This is a genomic window from Pseudoclavibacter helvolus (genome assembly GCF_014191305.1).
Taxonomy (GTDB): domain Bacteria; phylum Actinomycetota; class Actinomycetes; order Actinomycetales; family Microbacteriaceae; genus Pseudoclavibacter; species Pseudoclavibacter helvolus.
The window spans coordinates 261,832-286,724 of the sequence record NZ_JACHWJ010000004.1; the positions used below are offsets into that span (position 1 = coordinate 261,832).

Sequence of the window (24,893 nt, forward strand, 5' to 3'; positions counted from 1 at the left end):
CGCCTACGCGCCCGCGACGGCCGCGATGAGGCCATCCACATCACTCTCAGTCGTGTCCCACGAGCAGAGGAATCGGACGAGTCCCGTGGATGCATCCCAGGTGTGGAACGCGTAGTTCTCGCTGACGCGTTCCGCGATCTCCCCTGGCAGGACGGCGAAGACGCCATTCGCCTGGCGGGGGAGCGGCACGGAGCAGCCGTCGACGGCCTCGATGCCGGCGGCGAGCCTGGCGGCCATGGCGTTGGCGTGTTCGGCGTTCACCCGCCAGAGGTCACCGCCGAACAGGGCAAGCAGCTGCGCCGAGACGAAACGCATCTTCGACGACAACTGCAGATCGATCTTCCTCGCCTCCTCGGCGCCGTAGACGGCCTCCGGGTTGACAACAACAACCGCCTCCGCTGCGAGCGCGCCGTTCTTGGTCCCGCCCAGGCTGATGACATCGGCTCCTGCTGCGCTCGAGACCTCGGCGAGGCTGCAGCCGAAGTGGGCGGCGGCGTTCGAGAGCCGTGCCCCGTCGACGTGCAACCACATGCCGTTCGCGTGGGCGGCATCGGCGAGCGCCCGCACCTCGACTGGCGAGTAGGCAGTGCCTACCTCGGTCGCCTGGCTGATGCTCACGGCGAGGGGCGTCGCGCGGTGCACGTCGCGCCGCACTGCCGCCGCGCGCACGATGTCGGCGGGCGCGAGCTTGCCGTCTGCAGTCTCGACCGTGAGCAGCTTCACTCCACCGACGCGCTCGGGCGCGGCGTTCTCGTCGGTGTTGATGTGCGCGGACGCGGGGCAGACCACCCCGCCCCAGCGGGGAACCATCGACTGCAGCGCGACGACGTTGGCACCGGAGCCGTTGAACACGGGCAGCCCGATCGCTTCTGCGCCGAACAGCTCGCGGCACAGCGCCTGGAACGCAGCCGAGTACGGGTCAGCCCCGTACGCTCCGACGTGCCCACCGTTGGCGGTGACAAGCGCCTCCAGCACCTGCGGGTGCGCACCCGCGGCGTTGTCGCTCGTGAACGTGCGGATGCTGGGGTCGTGCAGCTGCGTAATCACCGACCCATTCTTCCGTACCTCTCGCATCGATGAAAACTCATGCGAACGCGCCTACGCTCGGAACATGAGCAACGCCGAGGCGAACCCCATCGAGGCGCAGCTGCAGGCCGCGTACGAGACCGGGCAGGTGGTCGCGGGCATCGAGCTGCTCCTGCCTCGGGAGGTGCCGCTCGGCGCACCACGTTCGCTGCCGGTGCTGCGTTCGATCCCGAACAGGTTCCGCCACTTCATCGGCGCATGGTGCTTCATCGACCACTACGGGCCCGTCGACCTGCCGTCGGGCACAGGGATGGATGTTGCTCCGCATCCGCACACGGGCCTGCAGACGGTCAGCTGGCTGTTCTCCGGCGAGGTGGTGCACCGCGACTCCATCGGCAGCCGCCACGAGGTCGCGCCAGGCGGTGTCAATGTCATGACGGCGGGCCGAGGCATCGCCCACTCCGAGGTCTCGTCCGAGCGCCCGACTCGCTCTCGCGTGCTCCACGGGGTGCAGCTCTGGGTGGCGTTGCCCGCCGAGGTGCGAGGCATGCCCCCGGCCTTCGCTGGCCTGGATCAGTGTCCGTCGATGCGGTTGGCGGCGTCGGCCGGCGCGAATGCGCCCGTCGAGGCGACCGTCTTCGTGGGGGAGTTCGGCGGGCTCCGTTCGGACGCGCCGAGCTTCTCCCCGCTCCTGGGTGTCGAACTCGCGTTCCAGGGCTGCTCGGAGGCGCAGCTCGACCTGGAGCCGGGGTTCGAGCACGGCATCCTCGCTTGCTCGCCGGGCATTTCGATCGACGACGTCGAGCTACCGGTTGGCGCCGTCGGCTACCTGCCCGTCGGCACGAACCGGGCAGTCGTCGGCGCGGCGGACGGCGGGCGCGCGCTGCTCCTCGGCGGTGCGCCGTTCGACGAGAAGATCGTCATGTTCTGGAACTTCGTCGGCTCCTCGCACGACGATGTCGCGGCGGCCCGTGAAGAGTGGGAGCAGACCAGGTTGGGCCCGGCGGCGGATGCACGCTTCGGGAGCGTCGACAGTCACGGCGGCAAGACCCTGCCGGCTCCCGCCCTCCCGACCGTGCGCCTCAAACCTCGAGGGCGTACCCGCGAGGACTGAGGTGGGCGGAGCAGGACGCTAGCGTTCGGGCTCGTCGTGGTCGACGATGGGGATCGCGTTCGTGAACACCGAAGCACGCTCTTGAGCCTGGACGCTCCCGGTGAACAGACCAGAGCCGCTCGCGCTCGTGTCGTCGCTTCTCGTGTCTTCGTCCTGGGATTCTCGAGTCGCAGACCCATCAGGGGGCGCCGGCTCCGTGATGAGCACCCGCTGCACAGGCAGTGCCGACGGCATGGTTCGCTGCAGCCAGGTGACCATCGCCTCGCGCACGAAGCATCGCAGGTCAAACAGCGTGGGAGCATCCAGCGCCGTCACGAGGATTCGGATGCGGACGAGTCCGCCCGTCGCCTCGGTTACCTGCAGGACCTGCGCACGCCCATCCCAGAGGTCGGTCTGTGTGAGCACCTCGGCGAGGCGCTCCCGCATGAGCGAGGGGGAGACGCGCCAGTCGACATCGAGCTCGACCGAACCGAGCAGCTCGCTGCCCTGTCGAGTCCAGTTCTGGAAGGGCTGCGTCGTGAAGTAGGTGCAGGGGAGGACGAGTCGCCGGTCATCCCAGAGGTCGACGACGACGTAGCTCAGCGTGATCTCGCCGATGCGCCCCCACTCGTCCTCGACCACCACGACGTCGTCGACGCGTAGAGCCTCGCTGAAGACCAGCTGGAGGCCGGCGAAGATGTTCGCGAGTACTGACTGGGCCGCGAGCCCCGCCACGACCGAGGCGATCCCGGCCGAGGCGAGCAGGCTCGCGCCGACCGTCCGAACCGCCGGGAACGTCAGCAGGATCGCGCCGAGCGCGATGATGACGATCACGGCGACGGCCAAACGCCGCAAGATGAGGGTCTGGGTGCGGATGCGCCGCGCAACCCGGTTGTTCGCGACGTCGATGCGATTCCGGCCGAGCGTGATGTCGGTCGAGAAGGCGACGAGACCTGCCATGAGCCAGGCGCCAGCCGCGATCACGGCGATCGTGAGCGCGTGGTAGATGATGTCCCGCCAGGATTCTGCGCCCGCAGCTGGGAAGGCCACAGCGACTGCCGCCCACAGGGCGATGATCAGGACGACGACGCGGAAGGGGCGCCGTGTGTGCCGCACGAGCGGCTCGGGCCAGCGCAGACGCTTCGCGACGAGCCGGATGATGAGGGCGACGAGGGCAGTCAGGGCGACCGCCGCGACGACGGCGATGGCAAGCGAGAGAACAAAGTTGAGCCAGGGATCGAGCACGTTCCTCCTCAGGGAGTGGAGGCCCCTCCTCTCGAGAGCGGAGGGCTGGAGAAGCCACGCTAGTGAGCGAGTCTCCGTGCTCGCTGGCTCGGATCAGCCGTGGCGCTCCGCGTCCGAACGCTCGCGCCACTGGATGAGGAACCTGCGATCGAACGCCGGCGCGCAGCGCAGGCAGGAGACGAGCCTTCCGCGCTGGGGGCGGCGGAACCGGAGCACTTCGTGCCCGTTCGGGCAGACGCCGACCCACTTCGCGAACTCCGAGGCCACCTCGCCGTCGTGCGTGCGCCCGCCGACGTAGCCGAGGTCGTCGGCGATTCGCTTCCACTCAGGCCCGTGCCCTGCCTTGTGGCCGGCGACCGCGTGGGCGACCTCGTGCAGCAGCGTCTGGTGCACCGTGTCGTCGTCGTAACGGGCGGAGAGGTAGCGCGAGACCGTGATGCGCTTGTCGCGGAAGTTGCAAGCGCCAGCGCGCTTCTTGGCGTGGTCGAAGGCGAAGCTCCAGGTGTCGTCGAGGTGCATGCGGATGAGGGCCTCTGCCCACACGCGCACCTTGGCCAGGTCGGCCACTCTTGCCCGGTTAGGAGTCGATCGAGGTGATCGGCTCGCTCAGCTCCGAGGAGGGCTCCTCGTCGCCCTCGAGGATCGCGCGGGTCACGCGGATCGCGAACTTCGACGACTGCAGCTGATCGGCCGCGACTCCTCGCGCGAGGCGCAGCTCGTGCGCGCGCTCGAAGTCGACGAGCGCGTCCGTGTACTCGCGCTGTTCGAATCGCACCTTGCCCCGGTGCTGCAGCGCAAACGCGGCGAGTTCGTCCCACTCGTGGGTGAGCGCCTCGTCGACGCACCCCGTGAGGTCCTGCAACGCCACGTCGTGCTTGCCCTGGAACTGCTGCACCTGAGCCTTGCGGACGCGCGCGGCGAGCGCATCTTCGCGGGCCCCGGTGAAGCGGGACTGGCGGTACGCGGTCTGCGCGGTATCGAACGCCTCGTCGAGGCGACCGAGCATGCGAAGCAGCGCGACCTTCTCGTTGAGGGCGGAGAGGGACCGCAGGACGGCGATCTCGGCGAGGCGCGCCTCCGCAGCGTCGACGTCGATGCGCTCGCGGAGGGTCTCCGGGTCGTAGCCGAGGATGATGGGAGCGTCTGACACCCCAGCAGGCTAGCCGCAGTGGCGCCGGAATGGGCGCATCCCCCGCCGGGATGTGGAGAGGTCGTCGAGGAGCGCGGCCAGTGGGGTGCCCGGGCAGTTGTCCCCATTGCCGGATGCCCGAGCGGTCGGCATCATGACGAGCGGGGGAGGACCGGGCTGTCGCGATACTGCGACAGCGTGACGACAAGCTGACGATGACTCTTTCCTAGCTTGGAAACATGAAGACACAGACACGAATCATCACGAGCCTCGCCGCCGCATCCATTGCAGCGGCCGGGCTCCTCGCACTCACCGGATGCACCGCGAGAGTCGTCGAGGAGCCGGCTGCAACCGCGCCGGCGGCGGAGACCACAGCGCCGGTCGCGCCTGCGCCTGCCGAGACGCAGAGCGCCCCGGACGCGACGGCCGACTCGCCAGCACCGGAGGAGAGCGCACCGGAGGTCGTGAGCACGGATGGCGACGCGACGGGGGCAGCAGGCGCGTCGGAGACCCGCACCGACCTCAGCGAGGGCGTCACCGCGTCGCTCACGTGCAACGGAGGCGCGCTAACGATCGATGGCACGTACACGGCGCAGGTCGTGGAGGTGACGGACGACTGCTCGTCGCTCACCATCAACTCGAACACGACCGTCGTCGTCGCACAGAACGTGGGCACGCTGAACGTCGCGGGGAGCACGAACAACGTGCTCGTCGCGTCCGCGCAGTCCGTCACGATGGATGGAACGGCGAACGTCGTGAGCTGGGAGACGGGAAGCCCTCAGGTCAGTAACTCCGGGAACGCCAACGCAGCATTCCAGGCCGACTGATGAGCATCCACCAGTCGCAGCAGTCGAACGGGCAGGCACCGTACGGAAGTCCGCAGGTGTACGCCGGAGCGCAGCCGAGCATGAACGTCCTTGCCGTCGTGAGCCTCATCGGCGGCATCATCGGCTTCAACGTGATCGCGGTCATCTGCGGGCACATCGCGATGAGGCAGATCCGTCGCACGGGCGAGCGTGGCCTGCCGCTCGCCATAATCGGCACGATCCTCGGCTACTTGGCGCTCGTGGCGCTTGTCGTCTTCGTGGTTCTCGCGGTGGTCGGCGGCGCCGTCGGCATCTTCTACGGTCAGCGCTGAGGTCGTAGTGGCCGTCGAAGGTGGAGCAGGAGGGGCGCTATCGCGAGGGGTGACGGCGCTGCCGAGACTGCTCCTCGTTGACGACGAGTCCTCGATCACCGACTCGCTCGCGCCCTTCCTGTCGCGCTCGGGGTTCGAGGTCGAGGTTGCGATCGACGGGGCGGATGCGCTCGCTCGCTTCGCTGCTCGCCGTCCCGACGTTGTCGTGAGCGACGTCATGATGCCTCGTGTTGACGGTCGCGAGCTCGTGCGCCGCCTCCGGGGTGGCGACGATTGGACGCCGATCATCCTGCTCACGAAGGTGGGGGAGTCGTTCGAGCGTTCCGCGGCACTGGAGGAGGGGGCCGACGACTACCTGAACAAGCCGTTCGACCCGCAGGAGCTCGTGTCACGGGTGCGCGCGGTGCTGCGCAGAGTTGCGGGCGGACAGGCGCAGCTCGTCGCCGCGCAGCAGCTGCGGGCCGGCGGGCTGCGCCTTGATCGCACCGCGAGGCGCGTGTGGCTTGAAGGGCGCGAGGTCACCCTCACGCCGAAGGCCATGCATGTCCTCGAGTACCTCATGGCGCGGCCAGGCGAGGCGCACTCGCGTGAGCGGCTCCTGCAGGCACTGTGGGGGTTCACGTTCGCCGCGAACACGCGCGCCATCGATCACCGCATCGCCGAGCTCCGGAAGGTGCTCGGCGATGACCCGCAGTCGCCGACCTTCATCCACACGGTTCCTGGCTTCGGCTACCGGTTCGCGCATTCGGTGACGCAGTGAGGCGAGCGAAGCCGCTCGTGCTGCTGGCGTTTGCGCCCGCCGTCGTGGGGGCCCTCATTGCCGTGTGGATGCTCGTGGCGGGTGACACGCGAACGCTGGAGCTGGGCATCCGCCTGCCTGCTCTTGTGGCGTTCAGCGCTGTCGCAATGGCCCTCGTCGCCGCCTTGCTGCTGCTCACGCACGCGAGGACGGCGCGAGCCGCAGCGCGTGCGACGGCCGAGGCTCGATCAGCCGCAGGCCAGGAAGCGGCTTTCGCGCACCGTCGCTTCCTCGACAGGCTCGACCACGAGCTCAAGAACCCACTCATGGCAATGCGCTCGGCCGTAGCCGCGAGCGTTCCGAGGACTCCACAGCTCGGCGTCATCGACACGCAATCGAAACGCCTCGGGGCACTCGTCGCGGAGCTGCGAAAGCTCTCCGAACTCGAGTCGGCGCCCCTCGACTTCGAGACTGTCTCCCTCGAGACCGTGACGCGCGACGTTGCCGACGCGGTCCGCGCGCAATTCGGAAGATCGATGCACGTCGATTTTCCGGCGGCACCCTGGCCGCTGCCGACCATCGAGGGTGACCCGGATCTGCTCTACATCGCCATCTACAACCTCGCCGTCAACGCGGCCAAGTACTCGGCCCCGGATGCGCGCATCGAGGTTCGGGCAAGCGAGGAGCTCGCGGGGCAGCCAGGCGCGGTTGTGCACCTCGACGTCGCGGACACGGGGCGGGGGATACCCGTCGCCGACCTGCCAAGCGTGTGGGAGGAGCTCGCGCGTGGAGGAAACTCCAGGGACGTTCAGGGGTCTGGACTCGGCCTCGCGCTCGTGACCGTCATCGTGCGCCGCCACGGTGGTTCGGTCGCGCTCACCTCCCGAGAAGGTTCCGGCACGCGAGTGCGCCTCACCCTTCCCGTCTTGCGAGCCCGCTGAGGCGCGCCACCGCTGAGAGGGCCTACCAGCCGCCCTGCCTGCGCTCGCGGAAGAGGCTCTTGCCTGGCAGCGGAGAGGCCGTGGCCGAGGCGTCGCGAGCCGGGTCGGCGCCGCGAACGAACTCGCGCACTGCCTTCCCTCGCACGACGACGGCCGGCGGGAACCCTGACGCGACTCGTCGCTCCAGTCCGGGAAGCGCCAGCGCCTCTGCGGAGCGTGAGGCGACGGCGGCGATGTTGCCGAACCTGCGGCCTTTGAGCATCGCCGGGTCGCCGACGAGGGTGACCTCGCCGAACACCTCGAGCAACGTCGCAACCTCGGCTCGCGCGAACGAGAGGTCGTGACCGTCCGCGATGTTGACGAGCACCACGCCGTCCGGCCGCAGGAACGGCTCCAGCTCGGAGAAGAACTCCACGCTCGTGACGTGGGCTGGCGTCTGCGCGCCGGAGAAGATGTCGACGACGATGGCGTCGACCGAGCCGAGCAGGCCGCGCGGGAGCCTGCCGAGCTGCTCGCGTGCGTCCCCGTAGCGGATGCGGATGCTCGCCCCTGCTGGCAGCGGAACGACCTCGCGCACGAAGTCGACCAGGGAGCGCTCGAGTTCGACGACCTGCTGGCGCGAACGTGGCCGCGTCGCGTCGACGTAGCGGGGGATCGTGAGTGCCCCAGCGCCGAGGTGGAGGGCCGTGATGGCTGCCGCTTCAGGGAAGGCGAGGTCGAGGACGTAGCCCATGTGGCGGATGTACCCGAAGGAGAGCTCGCGGGGATCGAGCGGGTTGACGGCCGACTGCGGCGTGCCGTCGACGATGAGCGTCCACTCCTCGCCGTCGCGCGAGAACCGGGCCTGGGCTCCGGAGTCGAGCTTGACGCTGGTCTGCGGGCTGGAGCTGTTTGGGGTCTTCTCGCTGGCTGACGGCACCTGGCAAGTCAAGCAGAGACACGCGGCTTTCGAGCAAGGGTCGCCTTGTTTGGAATCATTCAAAAGAAGGGCCAGCATGGATGCATGGCAACCGCAACCGAGCACGCAGCAGGGGAGCGCCGTGACGCCGCCTTCTGGCAGTCGGCGCTGCGTCGGGCCGGCCTTCGCGTGACGCGCCAGCGCGTCACCGTGCTCGACCTACTCGACACGAACCCGCACTCGTCCGCCGAGTGCATCTTCGCCGCCGCGACGCCGAGCCGGGCCGAGCTCGGCTCGCTCACGCTGCAGGCCGTCTACGGGATCCTCGACGACCTCGGGCGCGCCGGCCTCGTTCGCCGCTTCGACGCACCCCGCACCGCAGCCCGCTTCGAGACCCGCATCGGCGACAACCACCACCACGCAGTCTGCGACGAGTGCGGCCGCATCGAGGACGTCGACTGCGCCGTCGGCGAGGCGCCCTGCCTCATCCCCGAGGCGCCGCGAGGCTTCGCCGTGCATACGGCCGAAGTCGTCTACCGCGGTATCTGCGCCGACTGCTCGTCGCACTGATCCACCCAAGTCTCATCCCCCAGTTCACAGCCCAATGAACCCGAAGAGGAGCGCCATGACTGACTACATCGACCCGACAGTCCCATCGACCGAAACCAACGGCTCGCCGACCGAGAGCGACCGGAACTCCCTGAGCGCGGGCGCTGACGGCCCGCTCATGCTGCACGACGTGCGCCTCGTCGAGACGCTCGCGAGCTTCAACCGCGAGCGTGTGCCGGAGCGCAACCCGCACGCAAAGGGCGCCGGCGCATTCGGCACCTTCACGACGACGCACGACGTCTCCCAGTACACACGCGCCGCCGTCTTCCAGCAGGGTGCCGAGAGTGAGACGCTCCTGCGCTTCTCGACCGTCGCGGGCGAGCAGGGCTCGCCGGACACGTGGCGCGACGTGCGCGGCTTCTCGCTGCGCTTCTACACGAGCGAGGGCAACCTCGACATCGTGGGCAACAACACGCCTGTCTTCTTCCTGCGCGACCCCATGAAGTTCCCCCACTTCATCCGCTCGCAGAAGCGTCTCCCGAACTCGGGACTGCGCGACAACACGATGCAGTGGGACTTCTGGACGCTCAACCCGGAGACCGCGCACCAGGTCACCTACCTGATGGGCGACCGTGGCCTCCCGCGCTCGTGGCGTGAGATGAACGGCTACGGTTCGCACACCTACGCGTGGATCAACGCGGCTGGTGAGCGCTTCTGGGTGAAGTACCACTTCATCTCCGAGCAGGGCGTCGAAGTCCTCTCCAACGACGAGGCCGAGAAGCTCGCCGGATCCGACGCCGAGTACCACCGCCGCGACCTGTTCGAGGCGATCGACCGTCAGGAGTTCCCGCGCTGGAAGCTCAGCGTGCAGGTCATGCCGTTCGAAGAGGCGAAGACCTACCGCATCAACCCGTTCGACCTCACGAAGGTGTGGCCGCACGCCGACTACCCGCTCATCCCGGTCGGCACGCTCGAGCTGAACCGCAACCCTGAGAACTTCTTCGCGCAGATCGAGCAGGCTGCGTTCTCGCCCTCGAACCAGGTTCCAGGCACCGGCATCTCGCCGGACAAGATGCTCCTCGGCCGCGTCTTCGCCTACCCTGACGCGCAGCGCGCGCGCATCGGCACGAACTACCAGCAGCTGGACGTCAACCGGCCCAAGAACCCGACGAACTCGTACACGTTCGACGGCAACATGACGGTGTCGCACTCGGGAGCCGCTCCGGTCTACGCCCCGAACTCGTTCGGGCGCCCCTACGCCGACCAGACCGGGCCCGTGGAGAACTCGTGGGAGACCGACGGCGACCTCGTCCGCAGCGCCTACACGCTGCGCGCGGACGACGACGACTTCTCGCAGCCTGGCACCCTCATCCGTGAGGTCTACTCCCAGGAGCAGCGCGACCGCCTCGTGGAGACCGTCGCCGGCGCGCTCGAGACCGTCATCGAGCCGGTGCGCTCGAACGCTTTCCAGTACTGGGCGAGCATCGACGCTGAGACAGGCGCGCGCATCCGCGCCGCGGTCGAGGCGAACGCCGTCGACACCGACCCAGCGCCCGTGGGCGTCGGCCACTAGCAGCAGGTCTGCGCAGACGAGCGTGCCCCCTCGAGTACTTCACTCGAGGGGGCACGCTCGTCTGCTGTCGGCGCTGGGCGAGAAGCTCAGGCTGCTCGCCAGTAGCCGCAGTTCCTGGACTCGAACGTGGCGTCGGTCGCGTCGATCGTCACGACGATCTCCGCCTGGGTTTTGTCGTAGGACGACTCGATCCAGTCGCCCTTGTCGTCGTAACGGAACCAACGGCAGTTGTCGCTTGGGGACTCCGGCTTGTACGTGCCCGGCTTGATCTCCTCGCCGACCTTCCAGGTGCCGTCGTTGAAGCGAGTGCCGTCGTTGCCAGCGGTGACGTTCGCGTCGTACGTGCTGAGCGAGGTCCTGGCCGAGTCGGCGTCCGGTGCCTCGGGGCACAGGATGAGCGCGGCCTCGAGCTGCGAGGCCTGCTCGTCCGTGGAGATCCCAGGCGAGATCGCGAAGTAGAAGCCGGGAGTGGCGCACAACGCGTAGATGTCGGCGAGACGGACGTCGTCCGGTGCCGCCTCCTTGTCGTCGTCGGTCGCGGCCTGCCCGAGGGCGTCAAGCGCCTTTTGCTCGGTCTCGCTGAACGTCGTCCCGCCGTTGGACTTGCCTGTGCAGCGCGTGACGTCGTCGCCGAGCGCCCAGATCTCGCCGAGATCGGAGGGCGCTTCCGTGAAGTTCCGCGAGTCGACCATTCGGCACGAGTAGCTGACAGCGAAGGCACCGGCGTCGGTCGACGTCGACGGGGTGGTCTCGCCCGGCCCGGCGGGCGTCGTCTCCGGCGTCGACGTGGAAGTCGCCTCGACCTCTGGGGACTGCCCGCCCGTCATCTGGTCGACGAGGGCGCACCCTGAGAGCAGGAACAGGGCGGTCAGCGCGACCGCCGACGTACGCACGAGCTTCTTCACTGTTTCTCCTTCGTACCGAGGCCTGGCACGGCCGAAGCTTGGGGGCGGCACGCTTCCTCGCGGTGAAAGCCGACCGTGCTGAGGACCACGCTAACGGAACCTGTCGCCGCGGAACGGCGGCGGGGGAGGAGTCCCCGGTCTGCGATGCGCTCGCGCGGCCTGCGTGCACTGCGGGTGGATGCGACTGAGGGCAGGAGCGAGATCGCTCCTGCCCTCAGCTTCCCGCGGGTGCTCTACGCGTCGCGGCGGCGGGCCAGCGCGAGACCGCCGAGTGCCAGCGCCCCGAGCGCGGCGAGCGTCACGAAGACGAGCTGCTCAGCGCCCGTCGTCGCGAGCGCGTCACCCTTCGGGCCAGCCTCCGTGCCAGATCCGTTGCCGGCGCCGGTGGTTGCGCCGGGTGCGTGCGTCGCGACGGGCGACTCGGTGGAACCGGGCGTCTCTGTCGGGCCGGGCGTCTGCGTAGGAGCCGGGGTCGAGGCCGGTGCGCACGCGATCGAGCCCTGCTTCAGGGCGTCGGCCTTCACGCCGTCCTCCAGCCAGTAGGCGGCCCTTGTGCCGTTGGAGCACGTCTCGTTCGCCGCGATGGCGAAGCCCTCGTTGTTGTTGTCGGGAAGCCCGGCCGGCCGGGCGACGTGGCTCACCGTGTAGCCGGCGGAACCGTCGCTCGCCCCGAACTGGAAGAGCGCGCTGGTGCCGCCGCATCCGTTGTCGCACATGCCACACAGGGTCCGCGTCGATTCGTCGTAGTCGAGCGCCATGACGCCGCCGAGTCCGGACTCGAGGGTGGCGACGCGACCCGCGCTGCCGTCATCGAAGAGCGCGTAGGCGTAGACGCCGGCCGTCTCCTCGACGGCGACGAAGAACAGGCCGCTCGCGCCTGGGTAGTTCGCGGAGTCGTAGGGCGCGCCCGTGTTCTCGTCGAGCAGCTTGCCCTCGAGCTCGCTGTCCGCGACCCACTCGATCGCCTCGATGCCAGTGTTCGCGCCGACCTGCGGCAGGCTCGCCGTGAGGTCCCACTCGGCGGTCGCGACGACGTCCGAGCCGGTCGCGTCGTCGAGGTTGACCTTGAGGATCGTGTTCTTGTTCGTGGACTTGTCCGAGTTGTCGCGCTCAGAGCCGATGTACACGGACCCGGGCTGGTCCGCCGAGACCGTGACGCCCTCGGCGTCTGGGCCGGCGGCCGCCGGGTTGTCCGCATCCGCCTGGAAGCGAACCCGCTTGGGGTCCTCCCAGCCAGCAGCGGGGGAGACGCTGCCATCGGCGGCGACGTCGAAGCGATACAGGTTGCCCGTGCCGTTGTCCACGGCCCAGAGCGTGCTGCCCTCCGCCGAGTACTGCAACTCGAGCCCAGACATGTCCTCGCCGAGGGTGATGCCACCTGCGATGGGGGTGACGTCGGGTGAACCCGACCACGGTGAGGCCTCGGGGGTGGTCGGCGTCGGGGTCTCGACTGGCGCGTCGGAGCACGCGTTGAGCGCACCCTTCGTCGACGCGCTTGTTGCGCGGAAATCGCCGTCGCCGTCGGCGCAGCGGGCCCAGCTCACGTCGACGTGGTCGACCCACGTGGTGGTGTCGACGATGGTTCCGGATGCGTCTGCAAGCGTCGCGCTGTCGCCGCTGCCGAGCCCGAATCCGAGCAGGCTCTCTTCGTAGACGAAGAACTCGCCGGGTGCCAGCACGGTCGTGGCAGGCGCGGGGGCGGGCGTGTGGCCCGCGTTGTTGTCCACGATCGTCCAGCCGGAGATGTCGACCTGCTCGGTGCCGCGGTTGTAGACCTCAACCCAGTCGCCGGGGGTCCCGCCATTCGACTCGACCTCGTTGATGACGACTGGCGACGTGGGGCTGACGCCCGCGAACAGGTTCTCGGCGCCCTTCGTCGGCTCGGACGTCTCGGTGAACGCGCCCGTGCCGTTCGGCGACCGGCCGTAGCTGGTGGCCGCGTGCTGGGTCCACGAGTGCTCGTCGACGAGCGTCGTCCCGTCTGGGGTGAACAGCATGGCGCTGTCGCCGCCACCGAGGCCGAAGTTGAAGTCGGCCTCCTCGATCACGAGGTACGCGCCGGGCTGCAGCGTCGTGCCTGCCGCGAGCTCGTAGCGGTGCGTGGCATCCTCAGGCGAGTTGTCGGTGAAGACGTAGCCGCTCAGGTCGATGGCGCCGACCCCAGGGTTGAAGAGCTCCACCCAGTCGCCAGGCTCGCCGCCAGACGACTCGACCTCGTTGATGACCACGGACCCAATCGCAGGAGCGACGTCGTTTGCCGCGCCTCGGCTGCTCGCGGTCGTCTGAGCGAAGTCACCTGTGCCATCCGGAAGCCGCGCGTAGCTGACCTCGGCGTGCTGCGCCCACGCGTACGCGTCGACGAGAGTCCCTGCCGAGTCGAAGACCCGCGCCTCGTCCTCCTTGCCGAGGCCGAACCCGAACTGTGCGTCATCGACCACCAGGTAGGCGCCAGGCTGGATGCTCGTCCCGGTGGGGAAGCGGAAGTCACGGGCGTCGTCGTTGTCCTTGACCGCCCATCCTGAGATGTCGACGGGCGCGCTGCCGGTGTTCTTGAGTTCGATCCAGTCGCTCGCGTCGCCGTTGGACTCGACCTCGTTGATGACGATGCCGCTTGTGTGGGCCGCGGGGGAGGGCGCAGCGCTCGCCGACAGTGGAACTGCCAGGGCCGCACCTCCGCCGATGATCAATGCGACGGCTGCCGCCAGTGGGGTTCGTTGTGCTTGCACGCACGCGCTCCTCTGCGCTCGGGGGATGAAGCGTTGTGCGCTCGGGGGGAGCACATGCGCCGTGAGCATCGAAGCCGGAGCGGGTGCCGCTGCGGTAGCGGGGAGCTGAACGTGAGGAGCGAGAACTTGAACGGCAGGCGAACGACGAAGCGCCGGCCCCCAAGTGGAGGTCGGCGCTTCGGCGGCGGACTTGGCTGCGGTCAGGCTGCTTCGTAGGTGAGGCAGTCGGCGGCGTCGCTGCCTTGCGCGCCGACCCGGATGGCAGGGGCGCTGCAGGTGAGGTCCTTGTTGAAGCGGCAGTCTGCGGCCTGGCAGGCTCCGACGCCCGCGATGACCTTGTCGAGGCCGCCCTTGCGGTCGAGTGGGATGAACGTGGCGCAGCCCTCGTCGCCGTCGATGGTCACGGCGGGCGCGTGGCAGCCGTCGTGGTTGAACGAGCATCCGGCGACAGAACAGGTGCTGACGTTGGGGAGATCGAGCAGTGTCATGATGTGCCTCCGTTGTTGGGTTGCTTCAACGGTAGGAGCCTCGGCGCCGTGTGTTCAAGCCGACACTGGACTTGGCAGGCGCTTTCTGATAAGGCCAGGTTCGCCTTGCTGAGCACAGCCTCGCCTGCCTCGAGCGCCGATCTTCGAGAGGTCAGCGGGCCGCGTTATACCTGAGAATTCAGATTGAGGCAAGGTCGGGGTAGACACACCACCAAACGGCGCATACACTCGATGTTTGCGCTTCGTCTCACCATGCCTTCATATTGCGGTCGGCCTGGCAGTGCTTCTCTCACCAACATCTTCGCGGGTCTTCTTCGATCGCGGCCGTTGGTGATGGGCACGCCTTGTACATCGTGAAACGTGGCGGAACCTCACCGACGACACTACTGGCATCTCGCGGAATCCGCGGGATCGTGGAGGGAACTTCCTTGGCTGCTGCGCGCAACGCATCTCCGACGCCTACGACCGGTCGGAATGCACGCCGACTCTCATTCGCGAAGATCAGCGACACACTCGATGTGCCAGATCTCCTCGCTCTGCAAACCGAATCCTTCGACTGGCTCGTCGGCAACGACGCCTGGAAGCAGCGCCTCGCTAAGGCGCAGGCTGAAGGCCGCACCGACGTCGCTCTCCGCTCCGGCCTCGACGAGATCTTCGAGGAGATCTCTCCGATCGAGGACCTCGGCGAGACGATGCAGTTGAGCTTCACCAACCCGTACCTCGAGCCAGAGAAGTACTCCCTCGAGGAGTGCAAGGAGCGCGGCAAGACGTACTCCGCGCCTCTCTACGTCGAGGCCGAGTTCATGAACCACCAGACGCTCGAGATCAAGACGCAGACCGTCTTCATGGGCGACTTCCCGCTCATGACGAGCAAGGGCACGTTCATCATCAACGGCACCGAGCGTGTCGTCGTCTCGCAGCTCGTCCGCAGCCCAGGCGTCTACTTCGAGCGCACCCCTGAGAAGACGAGCGACAAGGACGTCTTCTCTGCCCGCATCATCCCGAGCCGCGGTGCTTGGCTCGAGTTCGAGATCGACAAGCGCGACCAGGTCGCCGTTCGCATCGACCGCAAGCGCAAGCAGTCCGTCACGGTCTTCATGAAGGCCCTCGGCCTCACGACCGACGAGATCCGCGAGCAGTTCGCCGGGTACGAGTCCATCGAGCTCACGCTCGAGAAGGACGACATCCGCACGAAGGAAGATGCTCTCAAGGACATCTACCGTAAGCTCCGTCCGGGCGAGCAGGTTGCCACTGAGGCCGCACGCGCGCTCCTCGACAACTTCTACTTCAACTCGAAGCGCTACGACCTCGCCAAGGTGGGTCGCTACAAGATCAACCGCAAGCTCGGCATCGAGTCCGCGATCAGCGAGTCGGTCCTGACCGTCGAAGACATCGTCTCGACGATCAAGTACCTCGTCGCGCTGCACGCTGGTGATGAGAAGTTCGATGGCAAGCGCAACGGTGAGCCGGCTGACATCCGCCTCGACGTCGACGACATCGACCACTTCGGCAACCGTCGTATCCGCGCCGTCGGCGAGCTCATCCAGTCGCAGGTCCGCACGGGCCTCAGCCGCATGGAGCGTGTTGTGCGCGAGCGCATGACGACGCAGGAGATCGAGGCGATCACGCCGCAGACCCTGATCAACGTGCGACCAGTCGTCGCCGCGATCAAGGAGTTCTTCGGAACGTCGCAGCTCTCGCAGTTCATGGACCAGAACAACCCGCTCGCGGGTCTCACGCACAAGCGTCGCCTCTCGGCCCTCGGGCCCGGCGGTCTCTCGCGTGAGCGCGCCGGCGTCGAGGTCCGTGACGTTCACCCGTCCCACTACGGCCGCATGTGCCCGATCGAGACGCCTGAAGGCCCGAACATCGGCCTTATCGGATCGCTCGCAACCTTCGCGCGCATCAACGCGTTCGGCTTCATCGAGACGCCGTACCGTCGTGTTGTCGACACCAAGGTCACGGAGCAGGTCGACTACCTCACCGCATCAGAGGAAGACGAGTTCGTCGTCGCCCAGGCCAACGCGCCTATCGGTGAAAACGGCCACTTCGTCGAGGACGAGGTCCTCGTTCGCCGTAAGGGCGGCGAAGTTGAGCTCGTCCCAGCCGGCGAGGTCAACTACATGGACGTCTCCCCGCGCCAGATGGTGTCGGTCGCGACGAGCCTCATCCCGTTCCTCGAGCACGACGACGCAAACCGCGCGCTCATGGGCGCCAACATGCAGCGTCAGGCTGTCCCGCTCGTTCGCAGCGAGAGCCCCGTTGTCGGAACCGGTATGGAGGGCTTCGCGGCCATCGACGCCGGCGACGTCATCACGGCGAACCGCGCAGGCGTTGTGCAGTCGGTCTCGGCCGACCACGTCGTCCTGCAGCTCGACGAAGGCGGAACCGAGTCCTACTTCCTCCGCAAGTTCGACCGCTCGAACCACGGCACTTGCTACAACCACCGTGTTGTCGTGTCGGCCGGCGAGCGCGTCGAAGAGGGAATGGTCATCGCGGACGGACCTGCGACGGAGAACGGCGAGCTCGCGCTCGGCAAGAACCTCCTCGTCGGCTTCATGCCGTGGGAGGGCCACAACTTCGAAGACGCGATGATCCTCAGCCAGAACCTGGTGAAGAACGACACCCTCTCCTCGATTCACATCGAGGAATACGAGGTCGACGCTCGCGACACCAAGCTCGGCAAGGAAGAGATCACCCGCGACCTGCCGAACGTCTCGCCTGAGCTCCTCAAGGACCTCGACGAGCGCGGCATCATCCGCATCGGTGCAGAGGTTCAGCCCGGCGACATCCTCGTCGGCAAGGTCACGCCGAAGGGCGAGACCGAGCTCAGCGCGGAAGAGCGCCTGCTGCGTGCGATCTTCAACGAGAAGAGCCGCGAAGTGCGCGACACCTCGCTCAAGGTTCCTCACGGTGAAGCCGGCACCATCATCCAGGTGAAGGTCTTCGACTCCGAAGAGGGCGACGACGAGCTCGGCTCGGGCGTCAACCAGCGCGTTGTCGTATACATCGCCCAGGAGCGCAAGATCACCGAGGGCGACAAGCTCGCTGGCCGCCACGGAAACAAGGGCGTCATCGCGAAGATCCTGCCGGAAGAGGACATGCCGTTCCTCGCCGACGGAACTCCGCTCGACATCGTGCTCAACCCGCTCGGTATCCCGAAGCGCATGAACTTCGGCCAGGTGCTCGAGACGCACCTCGGCTGGGTTGCGAAGACCGGCTGGAAGATCGAGGGCGAGCCCGAGTGGGCGAAGAACCTCGTTCCAGAGGCCTACGAGGGAACGCCGGGCGTCAAGCTTGCGACCCCCGTCTTCGACGGTGCGACCGAGGAAGAGCTCACGGGCCTCCTCGACTCGACGCTTAAGACGCGTGACGGCGACCGCCTGATCAACTCGACCGGAAAGACCGTCCTGTTCGACGGCCGCTCCGGAGAGCCGTTCCCTGACCCGATCTCCGTCGGCTACATGTACATCCTGAAGCTGCACCACCTCGTGGATGACAAGATCCACGCGCGTTCGACGGGTCCGTACTCGATGATCACGCAGCAGCCACTCGGTGGTAAGGCGCAGTTCGGTGGACAGCGCTTCGGTGAGATGGAGGTGTGGGCGCTCTACGCATACGGCGCCGCGTACACCCTCCAGGAGCTCCTCACCATCAAGTCCGACGACATCGTCGGGCGCGTCAAGGCCTACGAAGCCATCGTCAAGGGCGAGAACATCCAGGAGCCGGGTATCCCCGAGTCCTTCAAGGTTCTCCTCAAGGAGATGCAGTCGCTCTGCCTGAACGTCGAGGTCCTCTCGGCTGACGGCACCGCGCTGAGCCTCCGCGACAACGACGACGAGGCCTACCGGGCCGCCGAGGAACTCGGCATCAACATCTCCAGCCGCTTCGAGTCCTCGTCCGTCGACGAGATCTAAGCCTCCCCGACACGACGAAGACTCATTCTTCACAAGGAGACAACAGCATTGTTGGATGCAACCAAGTTTGATGAACTGCGCATCGGCCTAGCCACGGCAGATGACATTCGCAAGTGGTCGTACGGCGAGGTCAAGAAGCCCGAGACCATCAACTACCGCACGCTCAAGCCCGAGAAGGACGGTCTGTTCGGCGAGCAGATCTTCGGCCCTTCCCGCGACTGGGAGTGTGCCTGTGGCAAGTACAAGCGCGTGCGCTTCAAGGGCATCGTCTGTGAGCGATGCGGCGTCGAGGTCACGAAGTCGGCTGTGCGCCGTGAGCGCATGGGCCACATCGAGCTCGCGGCTCCCGTCACGCACATCTGGTACTTCAAGGGCGTTCCGAGCCGTCTCGGATACCTCCTTGACATGGCGCCGAAGGACCTCGAGAAGGTCATCTACTTCGCGGCCTACATGGTCATCTCGGTGGACGAAGAGGGTCGTCGCGACGACCTGAGCGGCCTCGAGAGCGAGATGCGCCTTGAGCTCAAGAGCCTGAACGACCAGAAGGATGCGGCCATCGCGGCCCGCATGCTGCGTCTCGAGGAGGAGCTCGGTGCTCTCGAGACCGAGGGCGCCAAGGCAGACCAGCTTCGCAAGACGAAGGACGCCGGCGAGAAGGAGATGGGTCAGCTCCGCAAGGGGTTCGACGAGGACATCACCCGCGTCGAGCGCGTCTTCGAGTCGTTCAAGAACCTGAAGGTTGGTGAGCTCAAGCCGGAAGACACTGACTTCCACGAGCTCGTCGACCGCTACGGCGACTACTTCGAGGCCTACATGGGCGCCGAGTCGATCCAGAAGCGTCTGCAGAACTTCGACCTCAAGGCCGAAGGCGAGCTCCTGCGCACGCAGATCGCCGAGGGTAAGGGTCAGAAGAAGATCCGCGCCATCAAGCGCCTCAAGGTCGTCTCGTCGTTCCTCGCAACGGGCAACAGCCCCGCCGCGATGGTCCTCGACGTCGTCCCGGTCATCCCGCCGGAGCTTCGCCCCATGGTGCAGCTCGACGGTGGCCGCTTCGCAACGAGCGACCTCAACGACCTCTACCGTCGTGTGATCAACCGCAACAACCGCCTCCGCCGCCTGCTCGACCTCGGTGCCCCCGAGATCATCGTGAACAACGAAAAGCGCATGCTCCAGGAGTCGGTCGACGCACTGTTCGACAACGGTCGTCGCGGCCGCCCCGTCACGGGTACCGGCAACCGCGCTCTCAAGTCCCTCAGCGACATGCTGAAGGGCAAGCAGGGGCGCTTCCGCCAGAACCTCCTCGGCAAGCGAGTCGACTACTCGGGCCGTTCGGTCATCATCGTGGGCCCGCAGCTGCGCATGCACCAGTGCGGTCTCCCGAAGCAGATGGCACTCGAGCTGTTCAAGCCGTACGTCATCAAGCGACTGATCGACCTTCAGCACGCGTCCAACATCAAGGCTGCCAAGCGTGCCGTCGAGCGCGCGAAGCCCGAGGTGTGGGACGTCCTCGAAGAAGTCATCCGCGAGCGTCCCGTGCTGCTGAACCGTGCACCAACGCTGCACCGTCTTGGCATCCAGGCGTTCGAGCCGCTCCTCGTCGAGGGCAAGGCGATCCAGCTGCACCCGCTCGTCTGCGCGGCGTTCAACGCCGACTTCGACGGCGACCAGATGGCCGTCCACCTGCCCCTCTCGGTTGAGGCTCAGGCCGAGGCACGCGTGCTCATGCTCGCATCGAACAACATCCTCAAGCCGTCGGATGGCCGTCCCGTCACCCTGCCTTCGCAGGACATGGTTGCGGGCCTGTACCACCTGACTACGCTGCAGGACGACGTCGAGGGCGCAGGACGAGTCTTCTCGTCCACGGCCGAGGCGATCATGGCGTTCGACCAGGGCTCGCTCGCCCTCAACGCGCCGATCAAGCTGCGCCTCACGGGCATCACGTTCGAAGAGGGCAAGGCTCCTGCCGGAGCTGTCGAAGGCGGCGTCGCGCTTGTCGAGACGACGCTTGGACGCGCGCGCTTCAACGAGCTGCTCCCGGCCGACTACCCCTACGTCGAGGACACGATGACCAAGGGACGTCTGTCCGGTGTCGTCAACTACCTTGCAGAGCGGTACTCGAAGGACGAGGTTGCAGACACCCTCGACCGCATCAAGGACTCCGGCTTCTACTGGGCTACCCGCTCCGGCATCTCGATCGCACTGAGCGACCTCGTCACGCCGGACTCGAAGCGCGAGATCGTCGAGCGCACCGAGGCCGAGGTTGCCGAGCTGCGCAACGAGTGGCAGGTCATGGGCGCGATCTCCGAGAAGGAGTACCGCGGAGAGGTCATCAAGAAGTGGGAAGCTGCAACCGCGCTCGTCGCTGACGAGATGCAGGCCGCTTTCCCGTCGACCAACTCCATCCACCGCATGGTGACGGCAGGTGCAAACGGTAACTGGCTGCAGGTTCGCCAGATCGCCGGTATGCGCGGCCTCGTTGCAAACCCGAAGGGTGAGACCATTCCTCGCCCGATCGTGCACTCGTACCGTGAGGGCCTGACGGTTGCCGAGTACTTCATCTCCACGCACGGTGCTCGTAAGGGTCTGGCCGACACCGCTCTCCGTACGGCTGACTCCGGCTACCTGACGCGTCGTCTTGTTGACGTCTCGCAGGACGTCATCATCCGTGAGGACGACTGCGGCACGGCTCGTGGCCTCGACATGCAGATCGCGCACGTCACCGAGGGTGGCGAGATCGTGGTCGACGACAACGTCGAGAACGCGGTCTACGCCCGCAGCATCTCGGTCGACGCGGTTGACGCCGACGGCAACGTCGTCGCAGCCGCCGGCACTGACATGGGCGACGTCGTGATCGAGCAGCTCATGGATGCGGGCATCACCGAGGTCAAGATCCGTTCTGTCCTCACCTGTGAGTCCAGCGTCGGCGTCTGCGCGGCCTGCTACGGCCGTGCGCTCGCCACGGGCAACCTCGTCGACATCGGTGAGGCAGTTGGCATCATCGCCGCACAGTCCATCGGTGAGCCTGGTACTCAGCTCACGATGCGTACGTTCCACTCCGGTGGTGTGTCGAGCGCTGGTGACATCACGCAGGGTCTGCCTCGAGTTCAGGAGCTCTTCGAAGCCCGCACCCCGAAGGGCGCATCGCCGCTCGCCGAGGCTGCAGGTCGCATCGAGATCCAGGACACCGACAAGGCTCGCAAGATCGTCCTCCACCCGGACAACGGAGACGAGCCGCACATCTACCCGGTGCTGAAGCGCGCTGAGCTCCTCGTTGAGGACGGCCAGCACGTCACGCACGGACAGCAGCTGCACGAGGGTCCCATCGACCCGAAGGACGTGCTGCGCGTCAAGGGTGCCCGCGAGGTGCAGAAGTACCTCGTCGGCGGTGTGCAGGGCGTCTACCGTTCGCAGGGTGTGCCGATTCACGACAAGCACATCGAGGTCATCGTCCGTCAGATGCTCCGTAAGATCACGGTCATCGACCACGGCGAGACCGATATGCTGCCGGGTGAGCTGGCTGATGGGCAGCGCTTCGCGTCCATCAACCGCGCAGCCGTCATGTCGGGCCGCAAGCCCGCCACGGGTCGTCAGGAAGTCATGGGAATCACGAAGGCGTCGCTTGCGACCGAGTCGTGGCTCTCGGCGGCTTCGTTCCAGGAGACGACCCGCGTGCTCACGCAGGCCGCCATGGAAGCGACCACCGACCCGCTGGTCGGCCTCAAGGAGAACGTCATCATCGGGCGCCTCATCCCCGCCGGTACTGGTCTGACCAAGTACCGCGAGATGTCGGTCGAGCCGACCGACGAGGCGCGCGCCGAGCGCTACCCGTTCGGTGCCGACGAGGGTAGCTTCGACGAGAACGACCTCACGTTCGTCGACTTCGAGGCATTCTCGAGCGACGACTTCGGCGGTTCGAACTTCAGCTAGCTCTGAAGTGGCGTCGGCTCGCCGGCGTACCAGTGCAAACGCCCCCACCCGTTCCGGGTGGGGGCGTTCGCGCGTCTGCGGCTTGTCACCCGAGAGAAGCGAGCGAGCAGCCCTAACGTTGGCGTCATGAGTGACGACACGCGCGCGCCTCGCCAGCCCTTCGACGACGGCCCCCAGCCGGAAGCAGGCATCGAAGCGGGCGAACCCCGAGAGCTGCCAGACGTCCAGGACCAGCTCGAGGCGGCCCTCGCCCGCAGCCGAGGGATCGGGGAGGACGGCGACGTCGCCGCCGGTGAGGTGCTCGCCGGAGATGACCTCGCGTTCGACGGCCGAGCGGAGGCGCCGACGGACCCGGCGCTCGCACCGCAGGAGGACGTCACCGTCGCCTTTGCAGACCTGCTAGCAGCAGGCAACGCTGGTGAGCCGGACAACGCGGGTGGGCCGGACAACGCGGGTGGGCCAGACAACGCGGTTTGGGCTGACCCGAACGCAACCGTTGGCCTCGACAGGGATGAGCTCGCCGCGGTGCTCGCGAACGGTCCCGTGGAGCGCTCAGGCGAAGGGGAACCAGACCCCGCGCAGTCCTCCGCGGGGGAGGCCCAGGCTGATGGGACGCTCCAGTCCGACGTACCGTCGCCTGTTGCTGGCGCGTCGGACGCTGAAGCCCTGTCACACACCGATGCCCCCTCACAAGCTGAGCCTCACGGGGTGGCCGAGGAGAACGAGGCGCACTCCGGGGCAGACTCCCTTGAGGATTCCGGCTTCGCGGAGGTCCCCGTCGCCGAGCGCGTGATCCCCGAGGAAGACGACGCGGCGATGTTCCCCGTCACGGAACCGGTTCCGGCACAGGACCTCGCGGCCAACGCGATCGACGCCGAGTCGGTCGCCGCCATCACGGTCGACGCAGCCGGCTCCGCAACCGCGCCAGACGACGACACGGACGCGCCCAGACGCACGCTCGAGATCGACCGCACGGCCGCCAGGGTCGCCGCGGTGGTGCCTGCTGCTGCCCTGTCCACCAGCAACGTCGACGGGTCGTTGAACGACACCCGATCGGACGAACCAGGAGCCTCGGACGCCCGTGACGTGGACGGCGATGCGGGACGCACCGAGATGCTCGTCACGGAGACCGTGACCGAGCAGCTCTCCGACGACGGCGAGAGTGTCGAAGCCGTCACCGTCACCAAGCGCGTCGACGTCGTCGACAGCGCGAGTGTCGTCAACGACGAACCGGCTGCACTGGCGACGGGCGCGGACACTCGAGACACGTCCGAAGTCTCTGGGCCCGCTGAATCCAGTGACGCCGCTGACGCCACTGGCGCCACTGAGGCGACCTCGACGGAGCAAGACGGCCTTGGTTCCCCGGCTGCGCTGACAGCCAGCGAGACCGACACCCAGGAGCCTCTCCGCGACGGTGAGACCGACAGTGGGACCGACGGCGGGGCCTCTGCTGGCGCATCAGCCGCATCCGGTGACGACGACTCCACCTTCGCTCCGCTCAGGCTCTCCGCCCCGACCGACAGCGATGACCTCGCGCCCGTTAAGCCGAAGAAGCGCGGCAACCGGATGTTCGCGGTCTTCGTGGCGCTCGTCGCGTCCGTGGTGTTCGCCGCGCTCTACCTGCTCGCGTTCGCGCTCCTGCGCACGGCGTTCAATACCGGTCTCGACCCGATCGGCGAGGCCTCCGAGTTCGCGATCACCGCGGCCTTCACGGTTCCCGTCACGGTGTTCGCGGCGTTCGGAGTCCTCTGGGCCCTCATCGTGAACCGGGCCGGCTGGTGGGCCTACGTGCTCGGAGGCTTCCTCGCCGCCGTGCTTGTCGCCGCCGGCTACTACTTCGGTGCGGCCCTCCAGCAGCACCTCGCCGACGGCCTGCCGATCACGACCATCCAGCTCGACGAGGTACTCGCGAAGTTCCGCGCCTCCGAGCACCTGCTGACGGCGCTCGTCGCCGCCATCGCCGCCAGAGAGGCATTCACGTGGGTGGGCGGAATCGCCGCGGCTCGCGGCCGCCGGGTCTCGCGAGCGAACCGCAGGGCCAAGCTCAGCTACGAGAAGCGCATGGCGGAGCGCGCGGCCGAGACCGCCGAGGCGAACGGCGTCGCGGAGTGAGCGGCGACCAGGTCAGGCGCCTGACGCTGCCGAGCGGCGACTTCCCGGCGTTTCCGCAGATCTCCATCGACGTGCCCGCTGGGTGGGAGCCGCTGCAGTGGGCGGGTTCCGTGCTGGGCGCGCGGCACCTCGTCGCCACTAACGGCTTCAACCCCAACGTGCTGGTCACGATCGAGCGGTGGCCAGGCACCATCTCGCACGAGGATGCGCTGACGGTACTGCGGCAGCGCATCACGCAGGGTGGCGGCAAGGAACGCTCTGCTGAGTCCTCGGCGGAGGGTCAGCCCTCGCACTACGTGGAGTCCACGCAGCAGGACCCGAGACTCGGCGGGCTCGAGGTCCGCTCCAAGATGGTTGTCCTCCATCGTGGCCCCGTCACCGAGATCGTCACGGCGGTTGGGACGAGCACGGCAGCGCAGTCGGCGCACATCGGCAAGGACATCGCGGCGATCGTCCGCGGCCTGCAGGTCGAGGTCGCGTCCTGAGC

At 67.4% G+C, this 24,893-nt stretch carries 19 protein-coding genes; 11 read left to right on the plus strand and 8 right to left on the minus strand.

Going from position 1 to position 24,893, the window contains the following annotated elements; translation table 11 throughout:
* Window positions 1–3: 3 nt before the first annotated feature.
* Window positions 4–1,047 carry a threonine aldolase family protein gene (locus FHX72_RS13460; protein ID WP_338110140.1) on the minus strand — a complete coding sequence of 348 codons (1,044 nt, stop codon included), beginning with the start codon at window positions 1,045–1,047 and terminating at the stop codon, window positions 4–6.
* 64 nt (window positions 1,048–1,111) lie between these two features.
* Between FHX72_RS13460 and FHX72_RS13465 the strand changes: the two genes are divergently transcribed.
* Window positions 1,112–2,140, plus strand: coding sequence for a pirin family protein (locus tag FHX72_RS13465; RefSeq protein ID WP_183625806.1), 1,029 nt, complete (start codon window positions 1,112–1,114; stop codon window positions 2,138–2,140).
* A gap of 18 nt (window positions 2,141–2,158) precedes the next feature.
* On the opposite strand, the gene FHX72_RS13470 is transcribed toward FHX72_RS13465, so the two are convergent.
* The 3 genes from FHX72_RS13470 to FHX72_RS13480 all read right to left on the minus strand — a co-directional run bounded on the left by FHX72_RS13470 (window position 2,159) and on the right by FHX72_RS13480 (window position 4,514).
* On the minus strand, window positions 2,159–3,364 hold the full coding sequence (locus FHX72_RS13470) for a mechanosensitive ion channel domain-containing protein (RefSeq protein ID WP_183625807.1): 1,206 nt from the start codon (window positions 3,362–3,364) through the stop codon (window positions 2,159–2,161).
* Window positions 3,365–3,457: 93 nt separating this feature from the next.
* The gene (locus FHX72_RS13475; protein WP_183625808.1) at window positions 3,458–3,931 is read right to left on the minus strand and encodes a SprT-like domain-containing protein; all 474 of its coding nucleotides are present in this window, start codon (window positions 3,929–3,931) and stop codon (window positions 3,458–3,460) included.
* Between the two features lie 10 nt (window positions 3,932–3,941).
* On the minus strand, window positions 3,942–4,514 hold the full coding sequence (locus FHX72_RS13480; protein ID WP_082775225.1) for a hypothetical protein: 573 nt from the start codon (window positions 4,512–4,514) through the stop codon (window positions 3,942–3,944).
* A gap of 218 nt (window positions 4,515–4,732) precedes the next feature.
* On the opposite strand from FHX72_RS13480, the gene FHX72_RS13485 reads away from it, so the two are divergent.
* The 4 genes from FHX72_RS13485 to FHX72_RS19770 are packed head-to-tail and all read left to right on the plus strand — an operon-like array spanning window position 4,733 to window position 7,311.
* The gene (locus FHX72_RS13485) at window positions 4,733–5,320 is read left to right on the plus strand and encodes a DUF3060 domain-containing protein (RefSeq protein ID WP_183625809.1); all 588 of its coding nucleotides are present in this window, start codon (window positions 4,733–4,735) and stop codon (window positions 5,318–5,320) included.
* The gene (locus tag FHX72_RS13490) at window positions 5,320–5,631 is read left to right on the plus strand and encodes a DUF4190 domain-containing protein (RefSeq protein WP_221186945.1); all 312 of its coding nucleotides are present in this window, start codon (window positions 5,320–5,322) and stop codon (window positions 5,629–5,631) included. Before FHX72_RS13485 ends, FHX72_RS13490 begins: the two co-directional genes overlap by 1 nt.
* A 49-nt stretch (window positions 5,632–5,680) precedes the next feature.
* The gene (locus FHX72_RS13495) at window positions 5,681–6,391 is read left to right on the plus strand and encodes a response regulator (protein ID WP_183625810.1); all 711 of its coding nucleotides are present in this window, start codon (window positions 5,681–5,683) and stop codon (window positions 6,389–6,391) included.
* Window positions 6,388–7,311 (plus strand): ATP-binding protein, encoded by a 924-nt coding sequence (locus FHX72_RS19770; RefSeq protein WP_183625811.1) that lies wholly within the window; start codon window positions 6,388–6,390, stop codon window positions 7,309–7,311. Before FHX72_RS13495 ends, FHX72_RS19770 begins: the two co-directional genes overlap by 4 nt.
* A gap of 22 nt (window positions 7,312–7,333) precedes the next feature.
* Here FHX72_RS19770 and FHX72_RS13505 read toward each other — a convergent pair whose 3' ends face one another.
* A complete protein-coding gene (locus FHX72_RS13505; RefSeq protein WP_282857072.1) occupies window positions 7,334–8,230 on the minus strand; it encodes a spermidine synthase in 897 nt (298 codons plus the stop codon).
* Window positions 8,231–8,314: 84 nt separating this feature from the next.
* Between FHX72_RS13505 and FHX72_RS13510 the strand changes: the two genes are divergently transcribed.
* Together FHX72_RS13510 and FHX72_RS13515 are read left to right on the plus strand one after the other, a co-directional pair.
* Entirely contained in the window at window positions 8,315–8,779 is a 465-nt protein-coding gene (locus FHX72_RS13510) for a Fur family transcriptional regulator (protein WP_183625814.1), read from the plus strand.
* Between the two features lie 55 nt (window positions 8,780–8,834).
* Complete coding sequence (locus FHX72_RS13515) at window positions 8,835–10,331, plus strand: catalase (protein WP_068479326.1); 1,497 nt, start codon at window positions 8,835–8,837, stop codon at window positions 10,329–10,331.
* A gap of 86 nt (window positions 10,332–10,417) precedes the next feature.
* On the opposite strand, the gene FHX72_RS13520 is transcribed toward FHX72_RS13515, so the two are convergent.
* From FHX72_RS13520 to FHX72_RS13530, 3 genes are all read right to left on the minus strand, one after another.
* Entirely contained in the window at window positions 10,418–11,236 is an 819-nt protein-coding gene (locus tag FHX72_RS13520; RefSeq protein WP_068479324.1) for a hypothetical protein, read from the minus strand.
* Between the two features lie 233 nt (window positions 11,237–11,469).
* The gene (locus FHX72_RS13525; protein WP_183625815.1) at window positions 11,470–13,962 is read right to left on the minus strand and encodes a lamin tail domain-containing protein; all 2,493 of its coding nucleotides are present in this window, start codon (window positions 13,960–13,962) and stop codon (window positions 11,470–11,472) included.
* Between the two features lie 200 nt (window positions 13,963–14,162).
* Window positions 14,163–14,450: a DUF1540 domain-containing protein gene (locus tag FHX72_RS13530; RefSeq protein WP_068479317.1), complete on the minus strand. Its 288-nt coding sequence runs from the start codon at window positions 14,448–14,450 to the stop codon at window positions 14,163–14,165.
* A gap of 428 nt (window positions 14,451–14,878) precedes the next feature.
* Between FHX72_RS13530 and rpoB the strand changes: the two genes are divergently transcribed.
* From rpoB to FHX72_RS13550, 4 genes are all read left to right on the plus strand, one after another.
* The gene (gene rpoB / locus FHX72_RS13535; protein ID WP_068479315.1) at window positions 14,879–18,367 is read left to right on the plus strand and encodes a DNA-directed RNA polymerase subunit beta; all 3,489 of its coding nucleotides are present in this window, start codon (window positions 14,879–14,881) and stop codon (window positions 18,365–18,367) included.
* 48 nt (window positions 18,368–18,415) lie between these two features.
* Window positions 18,416–22,294, plus strand: coding sequence for a DNA-directed RNA polymerase subunit beta' (locus tag FHX72_RS13540; protein WP_068479313.1), 3,879 nt, complete (start codon window positions 18,416–18,418; stop codon window positions 22,292–22,294).
* 126 nt (window positions 22,295–22,420) lie between these two features.
* The gene (locus FHX72_RS13545) at window positions 22,421–24,406 is read left to right on the plus strand and encodes an ICP22 family protein (RefSeq protein WP_183625816.1); all 1,986 of its coding nucleotides are present in this window, start codon (window positions 22,421–22,423) and stop codon (window positions 24,404–24,406) included.
* Window positions 24,403–24,891 (plus strand): LpqN/LpqT family lipoprotein, encoded by a 489-nt coding sequence (locus tag FHX72_RS13550; protein WP_183625817.1) that lies wholly within the window; start codon window positions 24,403–24,405, stop codon window positions 24,889–24,891. Before FHX72_RS13545 ends, FHX72_RS13550 begins: the two co-directional genes overlap by 4 nt.
* Window positions 24,892–24,893 lie beyond the last annotated feature (2 nt).